General features: G+C 35.9%; 16 protein-coding genes and 1 pseudogene. 12 read left to right on the top strand and 5 right to left on the bottom strand.

The features are described from left to right. Window positions 1-880: 880 nt before the first annotated feature. From ACM03V_RS26180 to nifK, 5 genes and pseudogenes are all read left to right on the top strand, one after another. Window positions 881-1156: a hypothetical protein gene (locus ACM03V_RS26180; protein ID WP_414623731.1), complete on the top strand. Its 276-nt coding sequence runs from the start codon at window positions 881-883 to the stop codon at window positions 1154-1156. A gap of 24 nt (window positions 1157-1180) precedes the next feature. Next, window positions 1181-1585 (top strand): hypothetical protein, encoded by a 405-nt coding sequence (locus ACM03V_RS26175; protein WP_414623730.1) that lies wholly within the window; start codon window positions 1181-1183, stop codon window positions 1583-1585. A 944-nt stretch (window positions 1586-2529) separates the two neighbouring features. Continuing rightward, window positions 2530-2646, top strand: a pseudogene (nifH, locus tag ACM03V_RS26170) (nitrogenase reductase); the annotation flags it as partial. A gap of 152 nt (window positions 2647-2798) precedes the next feature. After that, window positions 2799-4313, top strand: a complete 1515-nt coding sequence (gene nifD / locus ACM03V_RS26165) for a nitrogenase molybdenum-iron protein alpha chain (RefSeq protein ID WP_414623729.1) — start codon at window positions 2799-2801, stop codon at window positions 4311-4313. A 118-nt stretch (window positions 4314-4431) separates the two neighbouring features. Further along, complete coding sequence (gene nifK, locus ACM03V_RS26160) at window positions 4432-5757, top strand: nitrogenase molybdenum-iron protein subunit beta (protein ID WP_414623728.1); 1326 nt, start codon at window positions 4432-4434, stop codon at window positions 5755-5757. Between the two features lie 196 nt (window positions 5758-5953). On the opposite strand, the gene ACM03V_RS26155 is transcribed toward nifK, so the two are convergent. Beyond that, entirely contained in the window at window positions 5954-6175 is a 222-nt protein-coding gene (locus ACM03V_RS26155; RefSeq protein ID WP_414623727.1) for a hypothetical protein, read from the bottom strand. Window positions 6176-6882: 707 nt separating this feature from the next. Between ACM03V_RS26155 and ACM03V_RS26150 the strand changes: the two genes are divergently transcribed. From ACM03V_RS26150 to ACM03V_RS26140, 3 genes are all read left to right on the top strand, one after another. Beyond that, the gene (locus ACM03V_RS26150; RefSeq protein WP_414623726.1) at window positions 6883-8394 is read left to right on the top strand and encodes a sigma-70 family RNA polymerase sigma factor; all 1512 of its coding nucleotides are present in this window, start codon (window positions 6883-6885) and stop codon (window positions 8392-8394) included. A gap of 6 nt (window positions 8395-8400) precedes the next feature. Further along, entirely contained in the window at window positions 8401-9672 is a 1272-nt protein-coding gene (locus ACM03V_RS26145) for a DUF1822 family protein (RefSeq protein WP_414623725.1), read from the top strand. A 491-nt stretch (window positions 9673-10163) separates the two neighbouring features. Next, complete coding sequence (locus ACM03V_RS26140; protein WP_414623724.1) at window positions 10164-12581, top strand: CHASE2 domain-containing protein; 2418 nt, start codon at window positions 10164-10166, stop codon at window positions 12579-12581. Window positions 12582-13020: 439 nt separating this feature from the next. Here ACM03V_RS26140 and ACM03V_RS26135 read toward each other — a convergent pair whose 3' ends face one another. After that, window positions 13021-15354, bottom strand: a complete 2334-nt coding sequence (locus ACM03V_RS26135; protein WP_414623723.1) for a filamentous hemagglutinin N-terminal domain-containing protein — start codon at window positions 15352-15354, stop codon at window positions 13021-13023. Between the two features lie 226 nt (window positions 15355-15580). Continuing rightward, window positions 15581-15910: a hypothetical protein gene (locus ACM03V_RS26130; protein ID WP_414623722.1), complete on the bottom strand. Its 330-nt coding sequence runs from the start codon at window positions 15908-15910 to the stop codon at window positions 15581-15583. 657 nt (window positions 15911-16567) lie between these two features. Between ACM03V_RS26130 and ACM03V_RS26125 the strand changes: the two genes are divergently transcribed. The 3 genes from ACM03V_RS26125 (at window position 16568) to ACM03V_RS26115 (ending at window position 18966) form a co-directional block, all read left to right on the top strand. Next, on the top strand, window positions 16568-17335 hold the full coding sequence (locus ACM03V_RS26125) for a DUF928 domain-containing protein (protein WP_414623721.1): 768 nt from the start codon (window positions 16568-16570) through the stop codon (window positions 17333-17335). A 318-nt stretch (window positions 17336-17653) separates the two neighbouring features. Next, on the top strand, window positions 17654-18208 hold the full coding sequence (locus ACM03V_RS26120) for a response regulator transcription factor (RefSeq protein ID WP_414623720.1): 555 nt from the start codon (window positions 17654-17656) through the stop codon (window positions 18206-18208). A gap of 149 nt (window positions 18209-18357) precedes the next feature. Beyond that, complete coding sequence (locus tag ACM03V_RS26115; RefSeq protein ID WP_414623719.1) at window positions 18358-18966, top strand: hypothetical protein; 609 nt, start codon at window positions 18358-18360, stop codon at window positions 18964-18966. A 64-nt stretch (window positions 18967-19030) separates the two neighbouring features. Here the strand turns inward: ACM03V_RS26115 and ACM03V_RS26110 are convergent, their stop codons facing one another. Beyond that, the gene (locus ACM03V_RS26110; protein WP_414623718.1) at window positions 19031-21826 is read right to left on the bottom strand and encodes a CHAT domain-containing protein; all 2796 of its coding nucleotides are present in this window, start codon (window positions 21824-21826) and stop codon (window positions 19031-19033) included. 253 nt (window positions 21827-22079) lie between these two features. Beyond that, entirely contained in the window at window positions 22080-22295 is a 216-nt protein-coding gene (locus tag ACM03V_RS26105) for a hypothetical protein (RefSeq protein ID WP_414623717.1), read from the bottom strand. Between the two features lie 682 nt (window positions 22296-22977). Between ACM03V_RS26105 and ACM03V_RS26100 the strand changes: the two genes are divergently transcribed. Next, complete coding sequence (locus ACM03V_RS26100; RefSeq protein ID WP_414623716.1) at window positions 22978-23466, top strand: response regulator; 489 nt, start codon at window positions 22978-22980, stop codon at window positions 23464-23466. The last annotated feature ends 26 nt before the right edge of the window (window positions 23467-23492 follow it).

The raw sequence follows: 23492 nt of genomic DNA, 5'->3' as shown, positions 1-23492 counted from the left end.
TAAGCAGTTTTGATAACTATGTTTAAAGCGGGATTTTGTCTCGCTTTTTTTATTAACCTGAGTTCGACACTGGTGTACCCTTACGTTCTTCGCCCTTAAATCTTTCAGTTACTGGAATCAAACGTTCTGTTAACTCTAACCTGAAGTTCCCCTTTGACGAAAAACGAAATCTATGCATGGTGAGACTTACAGAGATTTAAAGTCCGAGCTTACTGGGAACAAATCATGCTAATTCCGAGTAAATCGATTGCCCTTTGTTGTATAGTTGTAGGCTGAGTAATCTTCTCAAAAACGAAGGATTTACTACCAATTGTTGTAGAAAACAGACTTTTCATGCGAAAACCCTCAAGCCTTTGTCTGTTATAGTTTAAAGCTCAGTTTAGTACATATGCTCCGGGGGAACTTCAGTCTAACCAGCGATTTCTCCATCTAAGAGCCATGAATCGGCTTGTACTCACTTATCGACCAATTTTGCGATTATTATTACCTTTGTCCGGTAGTAGGATTATTTTCTCTCGTAGTGCAATTTGCTGTGGTGTGTTATGACAATTAATTAGCTTTTCTAGCTCTTGGCGATACGCGAAGCATCCCCCCTTGGAGCTATCGCCAAGAGTCAAGTTTAATGATTTTGGAGCTAAGGTTTCACTTCGCTCGCAAGCGATATTATATTTCTACTGGTTATCCCGATACGCCACAGCATCGGAAGTTAGCTAAATTCAGTAAACCAAAAAGTTTTTCACGCTCAGAGCGATCGCCAATCATAGTTGCGTGGTGAAAGTATTATATACTACGAGTGACATAACTAATGCTTATATTATTAGTAAAAGATTGAAAATATGAAATGATAAAGATATTGTGTAGTATTTTTTTGTTAAGATAATTGACTTTTCTATCTATAGAAAAAGCTGTGTGTAGCGCAGCGACAAAAGAATTAGCTCTAATAGACTCTGAAACATTGGATGAAGTTATTGAATGTTTGACTGAAAATTTTTCTATTCAAAGTCAAGGAGCCTGTGACCAACAAACTTTATTTGAGATTTTGGTTAAAGCAGCAAGCAGTGGAAATAGTATTGAGAATACAGCTAAAGTTTTAAAGAAAATTCCTACAGCTAATGATATTAGATATCATCTTGATAAAATTAATAATTTTGAATAATTAGAGACGAAAATTAATAAATCATTGAAAAGCAGAATTCCGACTGGAATCAAAAAAGGTCATTTAAAAATTGCGATTGATTTAAATTTAATTCCTTATTATGGAAATCCAACAGATGAAGAATCACCATACATATATCGAAGCCAAGCAAAATCTGGTACTTGCTCATTTTACGCTTATGCAACTTTATATGTTTTGAAAAAAGGAAAGCGCGTAACTCTTGCAATAAGAGGTATTCGTTGGTTGGATACCAGTGTGGCTATTATTACTTATCTACTAGCTGAACTTGATTATTTGAAAATCAAAGTAAAACAACTTTATCTAGACAGAGGCTTTTTTTGTATATCTGTTATTAGATGGTTACAAGCATTGGATATTACATTTAGTATGCCTGCAATTAGGAGAGGAAAACAAAAAGGAATCAAGTAATTTTTGAAGGGTAAAAAAAGTTATAAGACCAACTATACTATGACAAAAGATAAGTATAATTCAGTTACATTTGAATTATGGATTATCTGTAAATATAAAAGAGGAAAACGTAGTCAACATGGAGTTGAATATGCAGGCTTATGTCGTTCATAAGGTAACAAAAGTTTAGATTATATTCATCAAGACTATAGAAAAAGATTTGGAATTGAAAGTAGCTATCGGCTAAAAAATGTTTGTAGAATTAGAACAAATAATAAAAATCCAGTTTTGAGATTATTGTTTGTTGGTATTTCTTTTCTTCTAATTAATATTTGGGTTAATCTACTTTGGCTTAGAATTAGTCAAAAAAGAAGAGGTAGTAGATTAATTTATCGTAAACTTTTTCGATTAAAGCAGATGTTGCCGTTTTTATGCCAAGCTGTTGAGCGAAAATATAAAGTAACTGAAGGTATCTATATTCCATCTGGATAATACTAATAATTTATAAATCAGCCGTTCATAAGTAATCCTAATTTATACAACCTTTGCTGATTAAGTAATTGACAGTAAGACAGTATCCTAGATTACCAAAAATTTGGCGATCGCTCTGAGCGTGAAAAACTTTTTGGTTTACTGAATTTAGTAACTAGCGGGCTTATTCTTGAAAAAATATTATCATCCCTTATAGTTACAGAACTAAACATTAACTTTGTGACTCAATATATTTTAATACTAAACTAAGTAGAAGCATGGGTTGGATTTCAATAAGGAATACAGTGGTTTTTACTTGACTGTAATCAACGTAAATTTGTAATATTTAGGGCGAACGCTTACATTCATATTGCTCCGTGAAGTATTTAACTAAAGTGAAATCCGCGATATAAACCGATGAAGAAAATTTAGACTTTTGGGGGCTTTAAAGTCTTATTTTATCTCAATAAAAAAGAACTATCGTTGTACGGTCTACACCTTTGGAAATGGACGAGTTAGAAGCACTCCTCGTTGAGTTCGGTATTTTGGATGATGATACCAAGAACGCAGAGATTATTGGTAAAAAAGCTGAAGAAGTTCCTGCTACCTAGTAGTAAGTGATGTCTTCGCGATAAAAGGTAAAGGTAAAGGTAAAACTACACGTTATACCCTTTACCCTTTACCTGCTACCAAATGCTTCAATCAACTCTTACTATTCCTCAAATCCCAAGTAGTTACCAGTAGTAAAAAAAGGCAGAAAAATATGTCACCCGCAGATAAGAAGAACATCGTCGAAGAAAGAAAGCAGCTAGTTAACGAAGTTTTAGACGCTTATCCTGAGAAAGCTAAGAAAAGACGTACTAAGCACCTCAACGTTCACGAAGAAGGTAAGAGTGATTGTGGCGTAAAATCTAACGTCAAGTCTCTTCCTGGTGTTATGACCGCTCGTGGTTGTGCATATGCAGGTTCCAAGGGTGTGGTTTGGGGTCCGATTAAGGACATGATCCACATCAGCCACGGTCCCGTAGGTTGTGGTTACTGGTCTTGGTCTGGTCGTCGTAACTACTACATTGGTACCACAGGTGTTGACTCCTTCGGTACAATGCACTTTACCTCTGACTTCCAAGAAAGAGACATTGTTTTTGGTGGAGACAAAAAACTCGCCAAAATGATTACCGAAATCGAAGAACTCTTCCCCCTCAACAGAGGTGTATCAGTTCAATCTGAGTGTCCCATCGGTTTAATCGGTGATGACATCGAAGCGGTTGCTAAGAAGGCATCTAAGGATATTGGTAAGCCAGTTATCCCTGCTCGTTGCGAAGGTTTCCGTGGTGTGTCTCAGTCTTTAGGACACCACATCGCTAACGATGCTATTCGTGACTGGGTATTCCCTGCTGCTGATAAAGCTCATAAGGAAAACACCCTTAATTACGAACAAGGTCCTTACGATGTAGCAATCATCGGTGACTACAACATCGGTGGTGACGCTTGGTCTAGCCGTATCCTCTTAGAAGAAATCGGCTTGCGCGTAGTCGCTCAGTGGTCTGGTGATGGTACTCTCAACGAGATGATGCTCACACCGAAGGTGAAGATGAACTTGATTCACTGCTACCGTTCGATGAACTACATCTCTCGTCATATGGAAGAAGCTTATGGTATTCCCTGGATGGAATACAACTTCTTCGGACCTACCAAGATTGCTGAGTCTTTGAGAGCGATCGCCGCTAAGTTCGACGAGAAAATCCAAGAAAACGCTGAGAAGGTAATTGCTAAGTATCAGGCATCAACAGACGCTATCCTCGAAAAATACGGTCATCGCTTGAAAGGTAAGACTGTTGCTTTGATGGTTGGTGGTTTACGTCCTCGTCACGTAGTACCTGCATTCAAAGACTTGGGTATGGAACTTGTAAGTACTGGTTATGAATTCGGTCATAACGATGACTACAAACGTACTACAAATTACATCGAAAACGGAACCATCGTTTATGATGACGTAACTGGTTATGAATTCGAGCAGTTTGTTAAAGGACTCAAGCCCGACATCGTTGGTGCTGGTATCAAAGAGAAGTACGTTTTCCAGAAAATGGGACTTCCATTCCGTCAGATGCACTCTTGGGATTACTCCGGTCCTTATCACGGTTATGATGGCTTCGCTATCTTCGCTCGTGACATGGATTTAGCAATCAACAATCCTTCTTGGAAATTGATTGGAACTCCTTGGAAGAAAGAAGAAGCTCCTGCTACTACTCAAGCTGCTAAAGCTAAAGCTACTGCTTAGAGATTAAGGGAACTACGTGGGGGGAATATCCCCCTGTTTCCTACATCACTTCTTCCATAAATCGGCTAACTTTTATTTGTAAACGACGAATATACTCGTCAAGATTGGAGAACACACCATGCCACAGAATCCCGACAAAATCAAAGACCACGTTGATTTATTCCATAATCCGGAATATCAAGAACTTTTTGAAGGCAAGAAAAAGTTTGAAGGTGGACACGACCCCGAAGAAGTCAAGAAAATTGCTGAATGGACAAAATCTTGGGAATATCGCGAAAAGAACTTCGCTCGCGAAGCTTTAACCGTTAACCCCGCAAAAGGTTGTCAGCCTTTAGGAGCTATTTACGCTGCTGCTGGTTTTGAAGGTACTTTACCCTTTGTCCAAGGCAGCCAAGGATGTGTGGCGTACTTCCGTACTCACTTAACCCGTCACTTCAAAGAGCCTTTCTCTGCTGTTTCTTCTTCAATGACTGAAGATGCTGCGGTATTCGGTGGTTTGAAGAATATGATTGATGGCTTGACTAATGCTTACGAGCTTTATAAGCCTAAAATGATTGCCGTTTCTACTACCTGTATGGCAGAAGTAATCGGTGATGACTTGGGTTCATTTATCGGTAACGCTAAAAATGAAGGTGGCATTCCTGAAGATTTACCCGTACCTTTCGCTCACACTCCTAGCTTCGTAGGTTCTCATATTACCGGCTACGATAATATGATGAAGGGTATTCTTCAAAACCTGACTCAAGGTAAGAAGAAAGATAAAACCAATGGCAAAATCAATATTATCCCTGGTTTTGACACCTACGTTGGTAACTTGCGCGAAGTTAAGCGTATTGCCAAGTTGATGGATATTGACTATACCTTGTTGGCTGACAACTCGGATTATGTTGATGCACCCAACGATGGTAAGTTCAATATGTACCCCAAAGGTACAAAATTGGAAGATGCTGCTGATTCTTGCAACGCTGAAGCTACAATTTGCTTGCAAGCACATTCTACTCCTAAGACTCGCGAATATATCGAGAAAGAGTGGAAGCAACCTACATCAGTTGTTCGCCCTTGGGGTATTCGCGGAACTGATGAGTTCTTAATGAAACTCAGTGAATTGACTGGTAAGCCCATTCCTCAAGAGTTAGAAGAAGAGCGCGGCCGTGCAGTTGATGCTATGACTGACTCTCACGCTTGGTTGCATGGTAAGCGCTTTGCTATCTACGGCGACCCCGATTTAGTATACGGCATGACCAGCTTCTTAATGGAATTAGGTGCAGAGCCTATTCACGTTTTGGTTCACAACTCCAACGAGAAGTTTAAGACTGAAATCCAAGAGTTATGCTCCAGCAACGATTACGGTAAAGGTGCAACCTTCTGGCCTGGTAAAGACTTGTGGCATATGCGTTCTCTAATGTGCTGGGTATCAAACCAATATATTCAAAAAATAATATGAAAAACCCGGTTTTGTTGAAACCGGGTTCCTTAATTATCATCAATTTATTAAGTATATATTTCTATATAAATACCGTAGAAATTATTACCGAATCAGCCAAAAATAAAATAGAGCTAAAAATAAAAATTTCATAGCATAGACTTCATCTTTTATCCTATAAATAAAATAGGAATTTTTTAACCTAAATAAACTTAAATCATGCAGTTTTATTTTTAAAATTAAGTCGTAGTGATTTTGATTTTTTGGATATATTTTGGCTAGATGCTTTAATAGTCGGGGAGTTTAAAGCTGTTTGTACAAGTTTTTCCTGTTTTAAATCTGTCGCTTGCCGTTGTTCAAATTCTAACACAGTACGACAGATTAATTGAGCTAAAGTTTCTGGTTTTTGCATGATTGTAAAACGATTATTAACAACCATACTAGTTAGCTGTATTTCATTTTTCTGTTAATAGCGAACTTTGAAATTTTCCAAACTTAAAATTATTAATATACTGTTAAAGGCAATTACCAACTAAAGGGGATGGGGGGATAAACGAATAACTTTCTCCGCCATTACCTCATTACCCCAGCATCATTCTTAACTTTTAACTCCTTTATTTTCGGAATTCCTAAACCACTGCCTATAGGAGCGCAACTAAAAACCTTCAGGCTACTAAAATTCTATATTATCCACCTTATTTGTAGAAAAAAACCAACTATCAATAGATATATTAGATGTGTGTCGAAGTAACATAATATCGAAGATGTAGATGTGGCAATTGATAGATGTTTTAAGTAGCCCGGTAATGAGAGACTATAAAGCGCGGTTTGCAATGGATAAGTAGAGGGGCGATATTTCGCTTTATCTTGCATAAAAAGCTTTACTATTTCTTCGTTCAAGTTTCTTGTGCACGACTATTTAATGCCGCATACTGACTGCGGAAATAAAATTCCTTAAAACTGCATAACCGATTTACTTGGGTACCCATAGATATATGTAACGCTTGCCAAGCGTGCAAAGTACACCAAATAATTGTTAACTTCTATGAGTTAAATCTTAATTAGATGCTTTATATATCAATGAGTATAGGAGAATTTTAAATTTGAATGGTTCTATAGTAATGTTTCGTGCTTTTGTAAAAACCGATGCTTGTAAAAAAACGTAATAATTTAGTTGATAAGTTTTCTAGCTTTATCTGTTTTACAGCCAACAATTCTCAAATCCAATTGAGTTGGAAGCAGGATGTATGGCTTGAAAAAAAGATGACATTAAAACTAAAAGCAGATCCAGAAGCAAAGGAAAGTTTTTGGGCACAATATTTTTTAAAAACTTTACTAGCTCAAGAGCAGTCTAACAATCAAGATGTGAGCCAATTTAATCCAGATTGCTGTGGCTGTAGCGCTAAAAAGCATTTTTCCGCTTATTTACAAGAAGCCTGTTTTAAAGCAGCAAAAGATATACATTATGAATTTAAGTATATAAAACATAAATATTCGCTAGAAGAATTTTTTCAAATAGCAAATATTGCTGCAAATTCACCAAATAAATTTTTTAAGAACTTTAATTTTGAACGCCACCAAATTAACGTAGAAGCATACGCAATAACTGCTTTTAAAAGATTTATTCGCAACGAAATCTATCGACAAGATTTAGAAGCGAGAAGAACAAGGTTTTCAAGCTACGGTTTATTGAAAGATTTAAGTGGTGGAGAATTAAATGATGCTTTATTAGCGTATAATTTGCAGGCTCCACAGATTGTTTCACATCGTTTAGCTTGGCAATGCTTTTTTGAACTTTTTCACATGACACCAAACCATTTTGGTTCGTCGCGAAAGCCTTCACAGGATGATTTGACGAAAATTGCCGATTATTACAATCAACGATGCAATCAATTTAATCTTAATTCTGTGCCTGCAACAAATATCGCAATTTTAGAAATGCTTTCAACTTGTATAAGAGCAGCTAAAAATTACCGCAACAAGCAATATTTATATTTTGAGGAAGATTATTATGGTGTATCCGATCCTAAACCTTCTATATGGGATGTATTAATACAGCAGGAAGAATTTCAAAACTTAGAAATGATTCTTGACAAATTATTTACAAATATGCCAGAACTATGTCAGATAATTTTAAACCTATGGCAGGGATTAGATTTAACTCAAACTGAAATAGCCAATCTTCTTAAGTGTAAATATTCCGAACTACAAAAGCAGTATCAAGTAGCCCGTCAGTTAAAAAAATATAGTAGAACCATATTAAAGGAGTTTGCCTCGGAATGGAATAAAACTAATCCAGAAATCTATCTTAATGATGAAAAAGATATTGAAAGAATCAAATATGCTTTAGATAAATGCTTGCAGCTATGTTGCCAAAAAAATATATTCTCTACGTTGGATGAAATTATTAAGCAGTTTAGCTATGAAGAACAAACAACTATTTTTAATAGTATCAAGTCCCAAAACGGGTTCGTTGTTCAAGCTGACGGTAATGCTTTAGAAGAATCAAATGATTTAACAGCAGTCAAGCTCAAATTCTTAAAGTATTTCAAGCAGTATATGGAAACAAGTATGTGTTTAGAAAGAGATTCCCTATCTATGGTAAATCGCAAGATAGTTGATGTAGTAGATCGATGGATACAGATAAAACAAGGATAATTTTTAATGATTAACAATAGTCATATGTTGAAATTTGATGATTTACGAGAAATTTACGCCGAATATTTATGGATTGAATTTTCAGCAAAAGAACGAGAAATAGCATGGCAGCAAGCGGTAAAGAATAATTTAAAGAACTTTCATCAAAATCAAAATAATGCTGCTAGTCACAGGGCTTTTGTAAATCGCTTGTGTTTAAATACTTTCGTCAAATGGTTGGAGGATGAACCGGATTTACTCGAAAAATTCCACATACCCCAGCTATCTGAAGATTTATATCAACAATGTGAATTTGTGAATGGAATTGATTTAAACTTCGATGGATCTCGATTGGTTTTAGTTCCAAACGAACAAAGCAATCCAACTGAATTTCGCATTCCACAAGAATGGGTTGATATTCCTAATTGGGCTGCTAATTATTATCTCTCGGTACAGTTAAATGTTGAGGAGGGTTGGTTAAGAATATGGGGTTTTATTAGCCATCAGCAAATTCGCGAAAAAGCACAATACGATTCAATTGACAGAACTTATTGTGTAAGCAACCGCGATCTAATTGCCGATATTGATATTATGTGGATTGCTCGTGAGCTTTGTACTCTCGAACAACCACAAGTGCAAACTTTACCAAGTTTATCGGAGTCTCAAGCAAAGCAAATTATAGAACAATTAAGCAAACCGACTGTCTATTCACCTCGTTTGCAGATTAAATTTGCAGAATGGGCAGCAATTTTAACATCGCAAAAATACCGTGCTATTTTGTATAGCCAGAGGATAAAACATTCACAAGTTAATCTCATGGAAAATGCACAAGAAATTGTACATAATTTGGGTTCGTGGTTTGAAAATGTTTTCGATCGAGGTTGGCGCTCTGTTGATGATTTTTTAGGCTTAACAGATACGAGAACTTTTCAATTCAGAAGCGATTCTGTTTTAAATGAGGTTTGCGTTAAAGGAGCTAAACTGATTGATTTAGGGATGCAGTTAGAAAATAAATCTGTGGCTTTATTAATTGGTTTATCACCGCAAATTGATAATAAAGTCGGTATTCGAGTGCAGCTTTATCCCGCTTCTGGAGAAACTTATTTACCAGATAAGGTGCAATTAACTTTACTTTCCGAATCTGGAAATGCTTTACAGTCTGTTGAATCTAGAAGTTACGACAATTACATTCAATTGAAACGGTTCAAGCTGCCTCTCGGCAAATATTTTAGCATTCAAGTTGCTCGCAAAGATATTAAAATCAAAGAAAATTTTGTACTTGAAGGGCTTGAAAGTTAGATACTTGTAACAACGTCAGCGGAATCAAATCCGGATAAAGATGTTTTGCAGTATTATCTGCGAACTTAAATAACTTCGCATTTGTCAAAATATGTAACAACAAAAAAAAGTAAAATTTGGCAAATAATATAAATTGAAGATGTTGTTTGGGTAGCAACATCATAAATAAACTATTCGGCTAGTAATTTGGGTTGTATTTTTATTTAGTATAAATTCCGCACTTTTTCAAGATGTATTCAATAAGTATTATTTAATAATATTAGGACTTAGGCAACAAGAACGGTTAGGAGCGTGTTCCAGACATTTTCGATCCCCCCAACCCACGCCACTTCCTACAACGGAGGAGATCCCCCTAACCCCCCTTAAAAAGGGGGGCTTTGCATAACTCCTAACTCCTAACTTCCTATTCCCTATTGCCTATTTCCTTTTGTTTAAAATTAATGTCAAGATAAAAGAGAAGTTTGTACTCGAAGGGTTCCCTGTTTTCCAATATGAGTAAATTAGTCGTATTAAATCTGGGAAAAGGTAGCTTGCAAGAGGGATTCAATAGTGCGATCGCTCAAATTTACCAGTACGATACAGACGTAAATTTTTTCCCGATTCAATTTACTGGAAGTTTACCTGCTGCGCCAGAGCTTACCGAACTTTATAGACGCTGGCAAATTCTCTACAATTTACTTTATGACTCTTTGATTCCCGATTTGACTTGGCGACAGGAATACGAGTTGGATGATGAAATTGAAATTGATGCAGAAGATGTAACTAATATTTCATCGGTTGAATTTAATAAATTATGTGAAGATTTAAAAAATAAATTTAATACTTGGCTCAATTGCCCTACTTTTGTCAATTTAGAACAAAAATTACGCACAAAATTAAGCTCCACCGAAGAAATTCAGCTAATTATTCAAACTGAATTAGATGAGGTACGGCGATTACCGTGGAATTTATGGGACTTTTTTGATGATTACCCAAATGCCGTTTTATGTTTGAGTAAACCGGATTTTGAACGATTAGAAAATAACTATGAACCATTAAGAGAGAAAATCAGAATCTTAGCAATATTAGGCAATAGCGAAAATATTGATATTCAAGAAGATCGAATCATATTAGAAAATTTACCTGGTGCAGAAACAACTTTTTTGGTAGAAGCTGAACGTCAAGAATTAGATTTGATGCTTTGGGATGAATCCGGATGGGATATATTATTTTTTGCCGGACATAGTTCGAGTAACGGAAATGGAGAAAGCGGACGAATTTGTATTAATCCCTACGATAGTTTAACAATCGAGCAGTTAAAAAACGGTTTGAGAGCGGCAATATCGCGGGGGTTGCGGTTAGCAATTTTTAATTCTTGCGATGGTTTGGGATTAGCGACAGAATTAACTTCATTGCATATACCGCAAATGATTGTTATGCGCGAACCCGTACCGGATTTAGTCGCACAAAGATTTTTACAGTTTTTTCTATCAGGTTTTTCGCAATCCAAATCATTTTATCGGGCAGTGCGCGAAGCTGGGGAGAAACTGCAAGGTTTAGAAGCGCAATTTCCCTGTGCAAGTTGGCTGCCAGTGATATGTCAAAATCCCACCGAAGCACCTTTAACTTGGTCAAATCCAACTCAAAATTCGATAACTGCCGATTCTTATCAATTGCGCCTGCGTCAGATTATACCCGCAATATTAAGTGCTAGTTTAGCTATTACAACAGCAATTGTGGGAGCGCGAAGTTTAGGATTTTTGCAAAATTGGGAACTCAGAGCATTTGATAGTATGATGCGATCGCGTCCCTTGGAAGGCAAAGATAATCGCATTTTAATCGTGGAAATTACTGAAGCCGACGTACAAGCACAGAATGCGGAAGAAAGAGGTGCAGCGTCAATTTCCGATAGTGCTTTGGCTTCATTGGTAAATAAATTAGAAAAATATAATCCTCGCGTTATTGGTTTAAATATTTATCGAGATAATCCCGTTAAACCCAAATATGCAGAGTTAGCTAAATGGATGAAAACAAGTCCCAAATTTATTGGAGTTTGTCAAGTCAGCGAAGGAGATCAAAACCCTGGAGTACCACCACCATTAGAATCCCCACAAAACTTGGGATTTACTGACGTTGTAGAAGATTTCGATGGTATTTTACGTCGTCATTTATTAGCGATGGCACCCGCACAACCTTGCAATACCGACAAATCCTTTAGTTTTCAACTAGCACAGGGCTACTTAACTCAAGAAAACATCGAACTCAAACTTAATCCCGAAGAAAACTCCAAATCGGATAATAACAATAAATTTCTACAACCATATTTAGAAAATGACAGCGGCAGTTACAGTAATATTGACAGTCTCGGTTATCAAATAATGCTAAATTGGCGCTCCACACCTGAAGTAGCAAACCGCGTTACCCTTCAAGACGTGCTTAAAAATAAAATTAAATCCGATTTAGTTAAAGACAAAATTGTGATTATTGGTACAACCGCCTTAAGTTTTAATAATTATTGGACAACACCCTATAGCGCTGCTACATCTGAGCAAAACAAAACTCCAGGGGTAGTTATACACGCACATATGGTGAGTCAAATTCTTAGCGCAGCCCTTGACAATAGACCGTTATTGTGGGTATGGTCAAAATGGACGGAAGCACTTTGGATTTACTGTTGGGCAGTAGTTGGAGCAATGTTAGCTTGTAAAAGTAAATCATCGTTGCATTTAATATTAACTTTAGGGTTAACCCAAGCAGTATTATATTTTCTTTGCTATAGCATATTAATTCAAGGCGGTTGGATACCCTTCATTCCTTCCATGTTTGCCTTGATAGTGGGTAGCGGTAGCGTTGCAACCTACAGATTAAAAAAAACAAAAACAGCTTTGACTAACAGCCAATTAGGTTCGCATTATCCCGTATTTTCTTAGAGATTTGTTTGTAAATCTCAACACCACCGGGGGTTGCAAACCCCCGGCTAATAGCTGAAGTCATCTAAAGATGACTAAATAGCAATTTTTTCAATACAGCAGTTCAAAATATTATTCAGTCTTATTTATCTTACATCTTGCACCATTCTCAACAACCGCCTTAGAATAAATTCTCAGGCTAATACACGTTAGCGCAGCGTGGCGCAAGCCATAGTCTTCTAAAGAAGACTGAGCAAGGCTTTTAGTACGTTTTAAGGTACTTTGTATATTAGCCTTGAAATTAATTTCTCTGCGAGAAAGCCTCCGGCTTACAAGGCGGTTTTGAAGGCTTAACGAAAATGGTGCAAGATATCAGATTTATAAGACTTGAGCTATTAGCTTACGGTTTGCAACCGTAAGCGGGAATATAAGCATATCGAGAAATATTTTTTTGAGCAAACTAACAACCCGCTCCCTTAAAATTCTCTCCACTTCTCCCAGATTTGTCAGCCACAAAATAGATATCACCATTTTTCTCTTTAACCCAACCAGTAGCTTCAACAATGCGATTTTGGATTTTAGATTTTAACAACGGATGCTTTTGTTTTGGATTTTGGATTATTCTCTCCATCTCCCCATCCCCCCATCTTCCCCTTTGCTCAAACTCAATCCAATCAACACCCAAAGCAGAATCCCCCCTCAGCGCTTCACTCGGTAAAGGAGGTAAACCACCACGTCTGGTAAAAACAAATTCACTTTGATTACCTCTACGAAATCTGCAAACCTGAGAGACTTTTGTATCAACTGGTATTTCTGGTAATTCCACTACTTCCCTTGTGGGTTCAACATCTTGAACATTAATATTTAACTCGCCGTTTAAATTCGGGTTTTGTTGAGAAATTGCGGTAATATCGCTGGTTAAAAGTTGTTGAGGATTAATTTCGCTAGAATTATTAGAAGATAAAAGTGTTGTTAATTCATCTCGACTGCGGGGTTGAATGCCAAAAATACCAGTAGCATTGATATCAACTCTTCCACCGCTACCAGTAAAAGCATTCGCGGTAATATCGCTATTTTCCGAGGGTACGGCAACTATGAAACCATTGGGAATATTAATATTTATATTACCGCCATCACCGGCTAATTGAGCAATCCCAGCATTTGTAGAAATTTGACTGTTGCGGCGCATTAATAATAACTCTTGTAATTGAAGATTGATATTGCCTCCATTTGCCAATTCGGTTTCAGAAATAAGTTTACCTTGATTATCTAAAAGTATAGAATTGGCAGTTATATTAAGTTCCCCTGCATTTCCTAAATTGCTTGTATTGCCGACAAAATTTATATTTGGTGGAAATTTTGGAAATGAACTGCTGACAGTAATCTCAGCTTGATCTTTAACAATTAATTGCTTTGTCGAAATCGTTATTTTTCCCGCATCAGCTGAATTTGAAGTGCTAGATACAAGCGTACTGCTCCTACCTGTTGCTGATTTACCAACTAATTCTACAAGTTCAGAAGCATTTACAGTTAAATTACCAGCTTTTCCTGTTGCTAAAATAAATTGTGAATTCTCACTTCCAAGTCTGAAAGAAGTTAGTACTGATATATTTGCTCCATCAGATATAATTAATCTGCTTGTATTAATAGTAAGGTTTCCTCCATTTCCATCACCAGCAGTAGCATTAATAAATCCACTACTCACTGTGCTACCATCTTTGTTAATAAATGCGCCAATTAACTCTACATCTGAAGCATTCACAATTGTATTTCCTGCTGCACCTTTACCCGAAGTAAAAGCTGATACCTGTGCGCCGTCGCGAACAACTAATTTTTTGGCATTAATCGTTATGTCTCCAGCATTTGTGTCATCTGTGGTTACACTACTTAAAAGCACATTACCAATTAACTCTACAGAATTACCTTGTACTTGAATACTACCACCGCCATCTTTTCCACTCACATTTACTATCGATCCAACGGTTGAATCATTAATATTTCGTTGAATTAATTGAATATTTTGAAAATTTTCCACACCTTCATACCCCAAAACCCAACCTTTATCGGTTGAGTTGAGATTAATGAAACTATTAGCTGCAACACTTGCTAATTCAATTCGTCCTGAATCTGCGCTTAGATTACCACCTTCTAAGGTCAAATCACCGCTAATTAATGTTAAACTTTTGCCATTGGAAACTTGTAAACCAGCAGCTTGACCAAAAAAATTAGTTGCACCATTAGCAGAAGCTTGAGATTGATTGCGGATGGGTGCAGCGGTTGTACCAAATTGCAAGCCAATAGGAACATTTATAGTTAAAAGTGGTTTTGTTTGGGGTTGTGTCGCGCTAAATATTGTACCGTCGGCGAAATTAATACTACTTGCGGTAGTTGCTAAAAACGAACCACCAATATTTAAAGCAGCATTCTCCCCAAAAATAATTCCATTGGGATTAATTAAAAATAAATTTGCCGTACCGTTGGCGCGAAGTGTGCCATCAATATTAGAAATAGATTTGCCCGTGATGCGGGTAATAATGTTTTGAATATTTTGAATATTGTTAAAATAAGCGGTTGAATCGGTGGGTACGGAAAACTGCTCAAAACTGTGGAATAAATTGCTTCCTGCTTGAGTTCCACCTTCAATAATTTTTATATTTTGTTGTGTTGCCACGCTCGAATTATTCGGTAAAGTTGTATCTGGAACGATTTCGGCATTAACTGAGTTGGCGTAGAATGCTATGGTCGTAAATGTTGCAACAGCTAACTTATGAAAGCAATACCGATCGACTCTCATAATTTATTTCCAAAATTGTACCTTTAATTAAAATACCACTTTAGAGGCAACATTTAGAGGTAACATGAAAATCAAATCCCCGACTTTGGGTGGAAAGTCGAGGATATAGATATAATATTATATTTTTATATTTGATAATACTATACCAAGCTCAAATTGCCTTCGAGAGGCAAGCAAGGGTAGACGTTAGGGGATATTGGATTTTGTCCCAAAACACTCATTAGTATCAGCGACACCATTGATTACCATTACAAGGCCAGCAAGAAGTGATTACAAATTCTTGTCCGGGCAATTCTCGTAAAGAATCTCTCAATTCTTTATCTTTAATAATATCTTCGTCTCGGATTACACTTAAGTCGAGTACAACTTTAACTTTTACAGCTTTTCCTTCTAAACCTTTGTCGCCCAAAAAATCAAATAGTTTAGAATAATAAATTCCATCGATCATTTTCTGATCAACTTCTTGCTTTAGCTGTTCGATTTTTTCCATACTTATAGTGATTTCTTCCGTTTCTACTTGTGATTCATTTAAGTTTTGTGCAGTTTGATTCTTCATGATTCTTTCTCCTTGTAAATTAATTGTCAGATTTGTGGACTTAGAGATTGCAGCAAAAGCATTAAACAACAATACTTTTGAAGACGCATTAACTGTTATACAACTGTTTCTTAATTCACTTTTAATCAAGTTATAAGATTGAGTTAAGAATTCCGCAGAGCAGTTAAATAAAACCTCCTTACACTTTTAACTAGAAGCCGTTGAAATGAACTTATGCAGTTTTTTATAGGACTTACGCAGCAATAACGGAAAATATAATAGTGTTCCAGACATTTAAGATCCCCCCAACCCCACTTATTAAGGGGGGCTTTGCGTAAGTTCTGTTTTAGTTGCAGGTTTAAGAATTAATGTTTTTGCAAGGATTATTCCGGGAGGAGGAAATTAAGCCCCTGAGCCAATTAAGATAACTTTATAGTCGATGCAGGTAGGCTTGGTAAGATTAAGTGAATCTTTCAAAATGACACTTAATTACAATATAACTATATTCCTGTATAGTTGTTAATTATTATAGATAAATAAATTGCATAATTAATTGAAATCAATCATTAAAATAGTTTGATAAGCTATTTAGAATAATTCAATTCAAAAATAATTGATGTAAGATTGATTTTTAAATAAATGTAAATAGTACTTTCAAAAAAAAGGAGAATAATTTTTATGAAAATAAAAATACTAAGCCAAATTAAATTTAGCTTTATTTCGTTATTAACGTCTGCTAGCTTTGCCCTGTTTTATCAACCTGTAATAGCGCGATCGCAAAGCCAAATTAGTAGAAATGCTCCTAAAATCCAAATACAGTTTAAGCAAAAGCAGGAAAAGGCGGATAATAGAGGAAGACCAACTAGAAGAAGAGGAATGGGTAGTCGTAATGATTGTCTTGCAACAAATGTACCACTGACTGCTTTGATTCCAGAAAACCAAGTTGGTAAAGTAGTCGAAGCAAACCCAACATTTTGGTTATATATTCCTTATAAATCAAACAAGATGCCCAAAGGGGAATTTGTCTTACAAGATGAAGCTGATAATGATGTATATCGGACTGATTTGCATATGAACGAAGGTGAGGGAATTGTTGGTATTAATCTTGCTTCCGGGCAATCTTTAGAAACTAATAAAATCTATCAGTGGTATTTTAAACTGTATTGCGATGATTCCGAATTAACTACTCCTATTTACGTGCGGGGATGGGTGCAAAGAGTAGCGCTACAACCACAGCAACAAAAGCAATTAAGTGCAGTTACTTCCCCCCGTCAGCAAGTTGCTTTCTACGCTCAAAATGATATTTGGTATTCAGCTTTAACAAAATTAGCCAAACTTCGCCGAGCAAATCCCCAGGATAAAAGTCTTGCTAGAGATTGGTTGCAGCTATTGGATGATATTGGCTTGGAAGATTTATCAAATAAACCGATTGTTGGGAAAAGTTAGTAGTTAGCAGTTTGAATGTAGTGTTCGCGTCTCGCTCCCTACTGACAATAAGATTGTGAATTCAAAGTTCTCCCCATCCCCCCCATCTCCTCCCTCTCCCCTACAATATTGCATGGGTTGGAAGCCTGCTATTACTTAATCAGCTTCAAAGTTAAATGCGTTAATCAAGCGGAATTGCTAAAAACGTACACAAAAGTGTATGTATAGCTAAATCTAGTCTAGTAAAATAATTTTATATTAATCAGTATTGCTTGCTGGCGCTATTCACAACGATCAATTCGATTGTTTAACAAGAATAAAATCATATTATCAAAAATCATGCCCAAAGTACTTGTAGTAGATGACCATCATTTAATCATATCTGGAACCCTAAATATGCTGATGCATCAATATCCGGATATGGAAGTTTTTATTGCTAAAACAGCAGAAGATGCTCTTTATGAAATAGAAAAAAATCATCAAGAAAATTCTTTGTTTGACTTGATTATATGTGATTTATCTATTCCAGAAAGAACTGGAAAGATTGTTCATATAGATACAGGGATTAAATTAATCAAGAATCTATTAAATAAATATCCTACTCAAAATGTAATGGTGCAAAGTAGTTATGCTAAGGCACTTGTAAGAATCAAATATGAAATAGACGAACATCAAGCAGGTTTCGTTATTGCCGATAAAGGAATTTCCGAACAAGATATATTGAATCGCGTTAACTTAGCAATACAGGGAGGAACTCATACAAAAGATATCAAAACTGGATTGGAATTAAAGCCGGAATGGCTGGAAGTTTTGAGTTTAGCATTTGATGAACGATTGCAAGATAAAGTAATTGCAGAAAAAATGCATTTACACGAACGCACCGTGCGTGCGTAAGTAGCGAGGGTACTAGTACTGGTACTGGTGCCGCAGGTAACTTAGAAATCACAGCCGATAAAATTGAATTAGATAATGGAGGGGAACTTAAAAGTCAATCCCAAGCCAACGCTGACGCTGGTGATATTATCTTAAATCTCAATGAATCATTGTTTTTGCGTCGTGGAAGTCAGATTTCTACTTCTGCGGGTACTGAGTCAGCCCCTGGCGATGGCGGTAACATTTTTGTTAATACCCCGTCGGCTTTTATCGTAGCAATACCCAAAGAAGACAGCGATATTACCGCCAACGCTTTTACGGGTAGCGGTGGTAATATTGAAATTAATTCCCAGGGTATCTTTGGTATAGAATCCCGCACCCAGCAAACCGAACAAAGCGATATTACAGCCAGTTCTCGATTAAGAGTTCAAGGAAATATTAATCTGAATGCTCCAGATAACAATGGTATTCAGAACAGTTTCACAGAATTATCACAAAATCTAATTGATACAGAAACTTTAGTTGCTAATAGCTGCGTAGTTAGAAGTAACCAACAAAATGGTAGTTTCTTTATTGTAGGTCAAGGAGGTTTACCCTATAGTCCGGGTAATCCAGTATCCTCACGATATTCTACGGTTGAAGTGCAGCCTGTTACCGATGATACCCAAGTAACAAAACCAAATCCGAGATGGAAAATGGGCGATCGCATTGTCGAACCATCTGGTATTTATCGTTTAACAAATGGCCGACGCATACTTAGTCGGGAATGCCGAAATTAAGCTTATTTTGGATTTTAGATGAACGGTGAACAAATGATAATTGATAATTGATAATTGATAACTCTCAAAGCCAATTTCCAATTAATACGTAAGGTGCCCAAATTAATGGTGGTTCGCTATTCTTTAAAAGTTTAATTTGAGCTTGTTGTAAAGCTTTGCCTTTGTTCAATTTATTCTGCTGTAATTCTTGGTAAAATTGACTCATCAATCGAGAAGTAGATTCATCTTCAACAGCCCATAAGCTAGCTAAAGTACTTCTTGCACCCGCACGAATGGCAATTCCAGAAAGCCCTAAAGTTGCTCTTTTATCTCCATGAGCGGTTTCGCAAGCACTAAGTACTAATAGTTCAATAGCTTGAGAGTCTGCATTTTTATTAATTTGAAATAATTTATCGAACTCTTCAATTTTTAATAATTTATTCCATGTCAAAATATAGGTTTCTTCTAAGTTTGAACTAAAATTACCGTGGGTAGCAATATGAACTATCGTATATTTGGCTGAATCAATTTGCTTTTCTAAGTTTACATCGGTGAAGGATTGATTTAATAATTTTTTGCTATTGGGTATTTGCGATTGAATTGTATTTAACTCAAGCTCTACGTTACTCAGAGGTAAAAATTCTTGATTATTAATTAATTGCTTTTCGGTAACTCCAGCCATCAGAATATTTATTTTTTTTCTTTGTAACGGTTTTGGCTCCAGCATTTGCAAACCTGGAGTTAAAACAATGGCATATTTTTCGATTAAATATTTTCGCTGTTTTTCTTGCGCTTTACTATCATAAAGTACCGCCATTGGAATATTTCTTAAGTTTCCATCTAAGACAAATACCAATGTTTCTATTTTATTTTGTTGTAAATCGGCTTCTAATGGTTGAATTAACCAACTATATATTTCTCCAGATATTTTGTTTACCTGGTTAATTTGTTCTGGTTGTCTGAGGCTATATTGTAATTTTTCTAAGGTATTTTCAAGTTGATTTGTTTTGATAAAAGTAGTGTAACGATTAAATTTATTTTGATTGGGGAGTTTGAGAATTATTTCTAGGCGGTTTTGTAAAATAATCGGGTAAATAACTGCTGCTGTGGTATCGGTTTTATCGACTACCGTATCAATAATTTCAGGTTTAGCCTGTAAACAAACTTCTTGAAAGTAATTTTCTATTTCTCTTAATTGTAGAGCTTCAATGACATCGCGGGCTTTTTTTAACTTGTTTTGATTTAAGTTTTTTTGACTTAAGGTTTTTTGACTAACATTCTGATATAATGTTGATTGTAAAAGTAAATCAACTAATTGTCTATAAACTGGTTCTACTTTATCTCGAAATGAATATTGTATATCTGAATTTAATACGAGCAAATCACCACGCAAATCATTCAAGTTATCTACTGCTTGAGAATAATATCCTATTGCTTGCTCGTTATTTTCCTCAAGTTTAAATATATATCCTAACTGCCATTGCCAAAGATAAGCAATATCTTTAGCTTCTATTCTCAAGGCTAAGTCAACAGCTTTTTTAGTTAGTTTCTCAGCGTCATGCAAATTCTGGGTTTGTAAATATACGCTACCAAGAATACCCGTTGCATAAGATTGTAGCCTTGTATCCTCCAAAATCTCCGCTTGTTTAATCGAGAAAGCTAAAGTTTGGGCTATATTTTCCCACTCCGGCGCATTGCTAGAGCTAACTTGTTTTAATAATAATAGATTTTGTGCTAAATTAATCCGAGCCTTAACTGATGTGCTAGATACGGGCAATTTATTGATAGCCGATTGTAGCTGAGAGAATAATTCGTCAGCTTTGGAAAATTCCTCAAGCTCTATTAATAGACTAAATTTATTTAATTGCGCTTTAACTTTGATTGCAGGTGATGTCGATAAGAATACAGTTTTCTCATAGGTTTGTACGGCTTGCCGATATAATTTTCTTGCCTCTTGAGATATCGGTTTACCAACATAAACTAACGGCGCAGTTTTATCGAATATTGTTGCATTTTGTAAAGCCGATAAGCCTAGATTTTTATTTCCCTTTCCACGTTGAGCGTTACCTAAACTCAGCAAAGTTTGAGCTATTTGAGAATTAGATTTAATTTGTTGAGCGATTTCATAGCTTTGCTGTAAAGTTTTTAAAGAAGCGTCTATTTCCCCCAAATATAGTTGAACATCACCATAATTCCGTAATGCTGTTACTTTAAGAATGGAGGCTGGTTGCTTATTTAATTCCGGCACAACTTGTTCTAAAATCTTAAAAGCTAGCTGATAACGTCCTAAAGCTTGTAATGCGAGGCTTTGATTGATTAAACTACGATTTTTTAGATGATCTAAATTAGCCTGTTTGTAGATAGCAGTAGCTTTTTTCCAGTTTTCCAATGCCCAAGCCGGTTTTCCTAACGTTAACTGTAAGTTAGCTTGAATATCTAAAACTTGAGCAAACACTTTTAATATTTCCTTGTCGTCATCAATATTTGATTGCTTTTCTAACAATTGACGGCTTTGCACGATGTAGCTTAAAGCTTGCTGATATTCTCCGATTTGCTTGTAAGAGTTGGAAATATTGCTAAGTGCGATCGCCTGTTTAATTGAATTATTTTGATTTTGAAAAATATGTGCTGCTTGCTCTAAAACGGATATCGCTTCTGAAAACCTTTGTTGTTCGTAAAGTCTTTTACCTTTTTCCAATAATCTGTCTGGATTAACTGGATAATGGTTATTTCGACTAATTTTAACTCGATAACCTAGATGATAAATATCTTGAGCATCAGCTTTCGGAAATACGGGAATTAAAATTAACTGCCAAATCAAAGTTAATGTCGCTGCTAGAATAAATAAATTTATTTTTGAAAGCCATCTTTTATATTGCATATTTTAAAAGAAGGAGTAGGGAGTAGGGAGTAGGGGAAAGACTTTGAGACTCCTGAATATTCTGTTACATAGTTTAATTTATTTGCGCCGACTTACTTAATCCACTTATTTATTAGTAATAAACCATAATTATCTTTTTATAGTAAGATTTATTAACTGCTGAGGTTAGGGCGCATTTCTGTGAGCCTTCAAAAAGTCATAAAATACACATTTATTTATTAATTTTCACCTACTCCCTATTACCTATTACCTATTACCTCCATTGGTGGGGACAAAATATTGTAAAGTACACTGATGGTTCAACCCAATCACTGATATGGATATATTCATTTTCATCTACAAATGTATCAGTTACAGGTTCTTCTAAAGCTTGAATATTTGTTACCTCTTCCTTAAGAAAATATATAAACCCAGGTAAACTAGCTAACTTTGACGATAAATTAGAAAAAGGATTCTGTTGATACTTCATAATCAGTGTTACCTCATGTTTAAAGTGTGGCTACTAATTTATATAGGAGTCAGCTTAATCAAGTTATGCAGTTTTTAACGAAATGTTCATAATTTACATATAATTTACATTTCCACCGCTATCAAAAACCCGGTTTCTATTCGTGAAAAGATTATTCCCTTGTGTTGTCTAACCAACAATAAACCGAGAATAGAGCCACTGGTGCAAGATGTGAATTAGAATGCACTAGTATCAGAAGCTCGGTTTATAAGGGCTTGTGAAGAATGATCCAAAATATGAAAATAATTAACTTTCTAATGCTCACCATTAATAAAACTTATCCAAAGCCTTAAGTTTTCAGTATTTAAAACATTAAAGGTGGGCATCACGGGCATTATAATTGATTTTATTGAAAAATTATTATTTGTATTTGCCGAATGTAATGTTACTTACTATTAAGGTCATAATTAGCCAGATAAAGCTTCCTCTTACTAAACTTAGAGAAACCAACGCTTTACAAAGGCTCGATTATTTACGTTTAAAATTGAAGTAAAGTAACTAAAACTGCATAATCTCGCGAAAGTTTCACCCATATGGTAAATAGTACAAAGCCGCTCGGAAGAGATCAATGGATTTGACATTACATGCGGAGTACCGCTAAAAAAAATCACTGCTAATCAGCCAAGAAAAGTTAAACATACTAATGACTAAAATTTTATTGATTGGTTCGGAATTACAAAATAGTAATAAATTTTTCAAATGCTTGCAGACAAAAGGGTTTGATGTGATAGTGGCAGGAAAAGCTCTTATAGACAAACATAAGGCACAATCGGAACTACCCGATTTAATCATCTGCCATATTATCGCTTCGGAGCTTGATTCTTGCGGCATTATAAAAATATTGCGTGAAAATGCCAATACAGCTATTATCCCGCTGATTTGTGTTATTAATAAACCATTACTAGCCGACATTCGCAAAGCAATGGAAATTGGAGCGGATGACTGTATTAGCGACTCCTGTACCGAAGAGGAATTATTTAAGGCGATCGCAATCCGCTTGGTTAGACAAGCCTATATTTTAGAATGGTATGCAGCACAAGCAAAAAAGATCAACTTGACGATAAAAAAAAACATCGATTGGTGTATAGACGGCACAATAGACGAACGCATACTTGAAACGCAACCGTCGTAAGAGCAATGTTTAGAAAATGAATCTGA

It is taken from the genome of Calothrix sp. CCY 0018, assembly GCF_963920925.1.
Taxonomy (GTDB): Bacteria; Cyanobacteriota; Cyanobacteriia; order Cyanobacteriales; family Nostocaceae; genus Rivularia.
The sequence above is the reverse complement of the archived record's forward strand: the minus strand, read 5'-3'. Positions and strand labels throughout refer to the sequence as shown.

Bases quoted from the DNA above. Each gene is read 5' to 3' on its own strand.
- ACM03V_RS26140 (WP_414623724.1), top strand. From the start codon at position 10,164: ATGAGTAAATTAGTCGTATTAAATCTGGGAAAAGGTAGCTTGCAAGAG.
- ACM03V_RS26105 (WP_414623717.1), bottom strand. From the start codon at position 22,295: ATGAAGTATCAACAGAATCCTTTTTCTAATTTATCGTCAAAGTTAGCT.
- ACM03V_RS26145 (WP_414623725.1), top strand. From the start codon at position 8,401: ATGATTAACAATAGTCATATGTTGAAATTTGATGATTTACGAGAAATT.
- ACM03V_RS26155 (WP_414623727.1), bottom strand. From the start codon at position 6,175: ATGGTTGTTAATAATCGTTTTACAATCATGCAAAAACCAGAAACTTTA.
- ACM03V_RS26130 (WP_414623722.1), bottom strand. From the start codon at position 15,910: ATGAAGAATCAAACTGCACAAAACTTAAATGAATCACAAGTAGAAACG.
- ACM03V_RS26120 (WP_414623720.1), top strand. From the start codon at position 17,654: ATGCCCAAAGTACTTGTAGTAGATGACCATCATTTAATCATATCTGGA.
- nifK (WP_414623728.1), top strand. From the start codon at position 4,432: ATGCCACAGAATCCCGACAAAATCAAAGACCACGTTGATTTATTCCAT.
- ACM03V_RS26150 (WP_414623726.1), top strand. From the start codon at position 6,883: ATGCTTGTAAAAAAACGTAATAATTTAGTTGATAAGTTTTCTAGCTTT.
- ACM03V_RS26110 (WP_414623718.1), bottom strand. From the start codon at position 21,826: ATGCAATATAAAAGATGGCTTTCAAAAATAAATTTATTTATTCTAGCA.
- nifD (WP_414623729.1), top strand. From the start codon at position 2,799: ATGTCACCCGCAGATAAGAAGAACATCGTCGAAGAAAGAAAGCAGCTA.
- ACM03V_RS26135 (WP_414623723.1), bottom strand. From the start codon at position 15,354: ATGAGAGTCGATCGGTATTGCTTTCATAAGTTAGCTGTTGCAACATTT.
- ACM03V_RS26100 (WP_414623716.1), top strand. From the start codon at position 22,978: ATGACTAAAATTTTATTGATTGGTTCGGAATTACAAAATAGTAATAAA.
- ACM03V_RS26125 (WP_414623721.1), top strand. From the start codon at position 16,568: ATGAAAATAAAAATACTAAGCCAAATTAAATTTAGCTTTATTTCGTTA.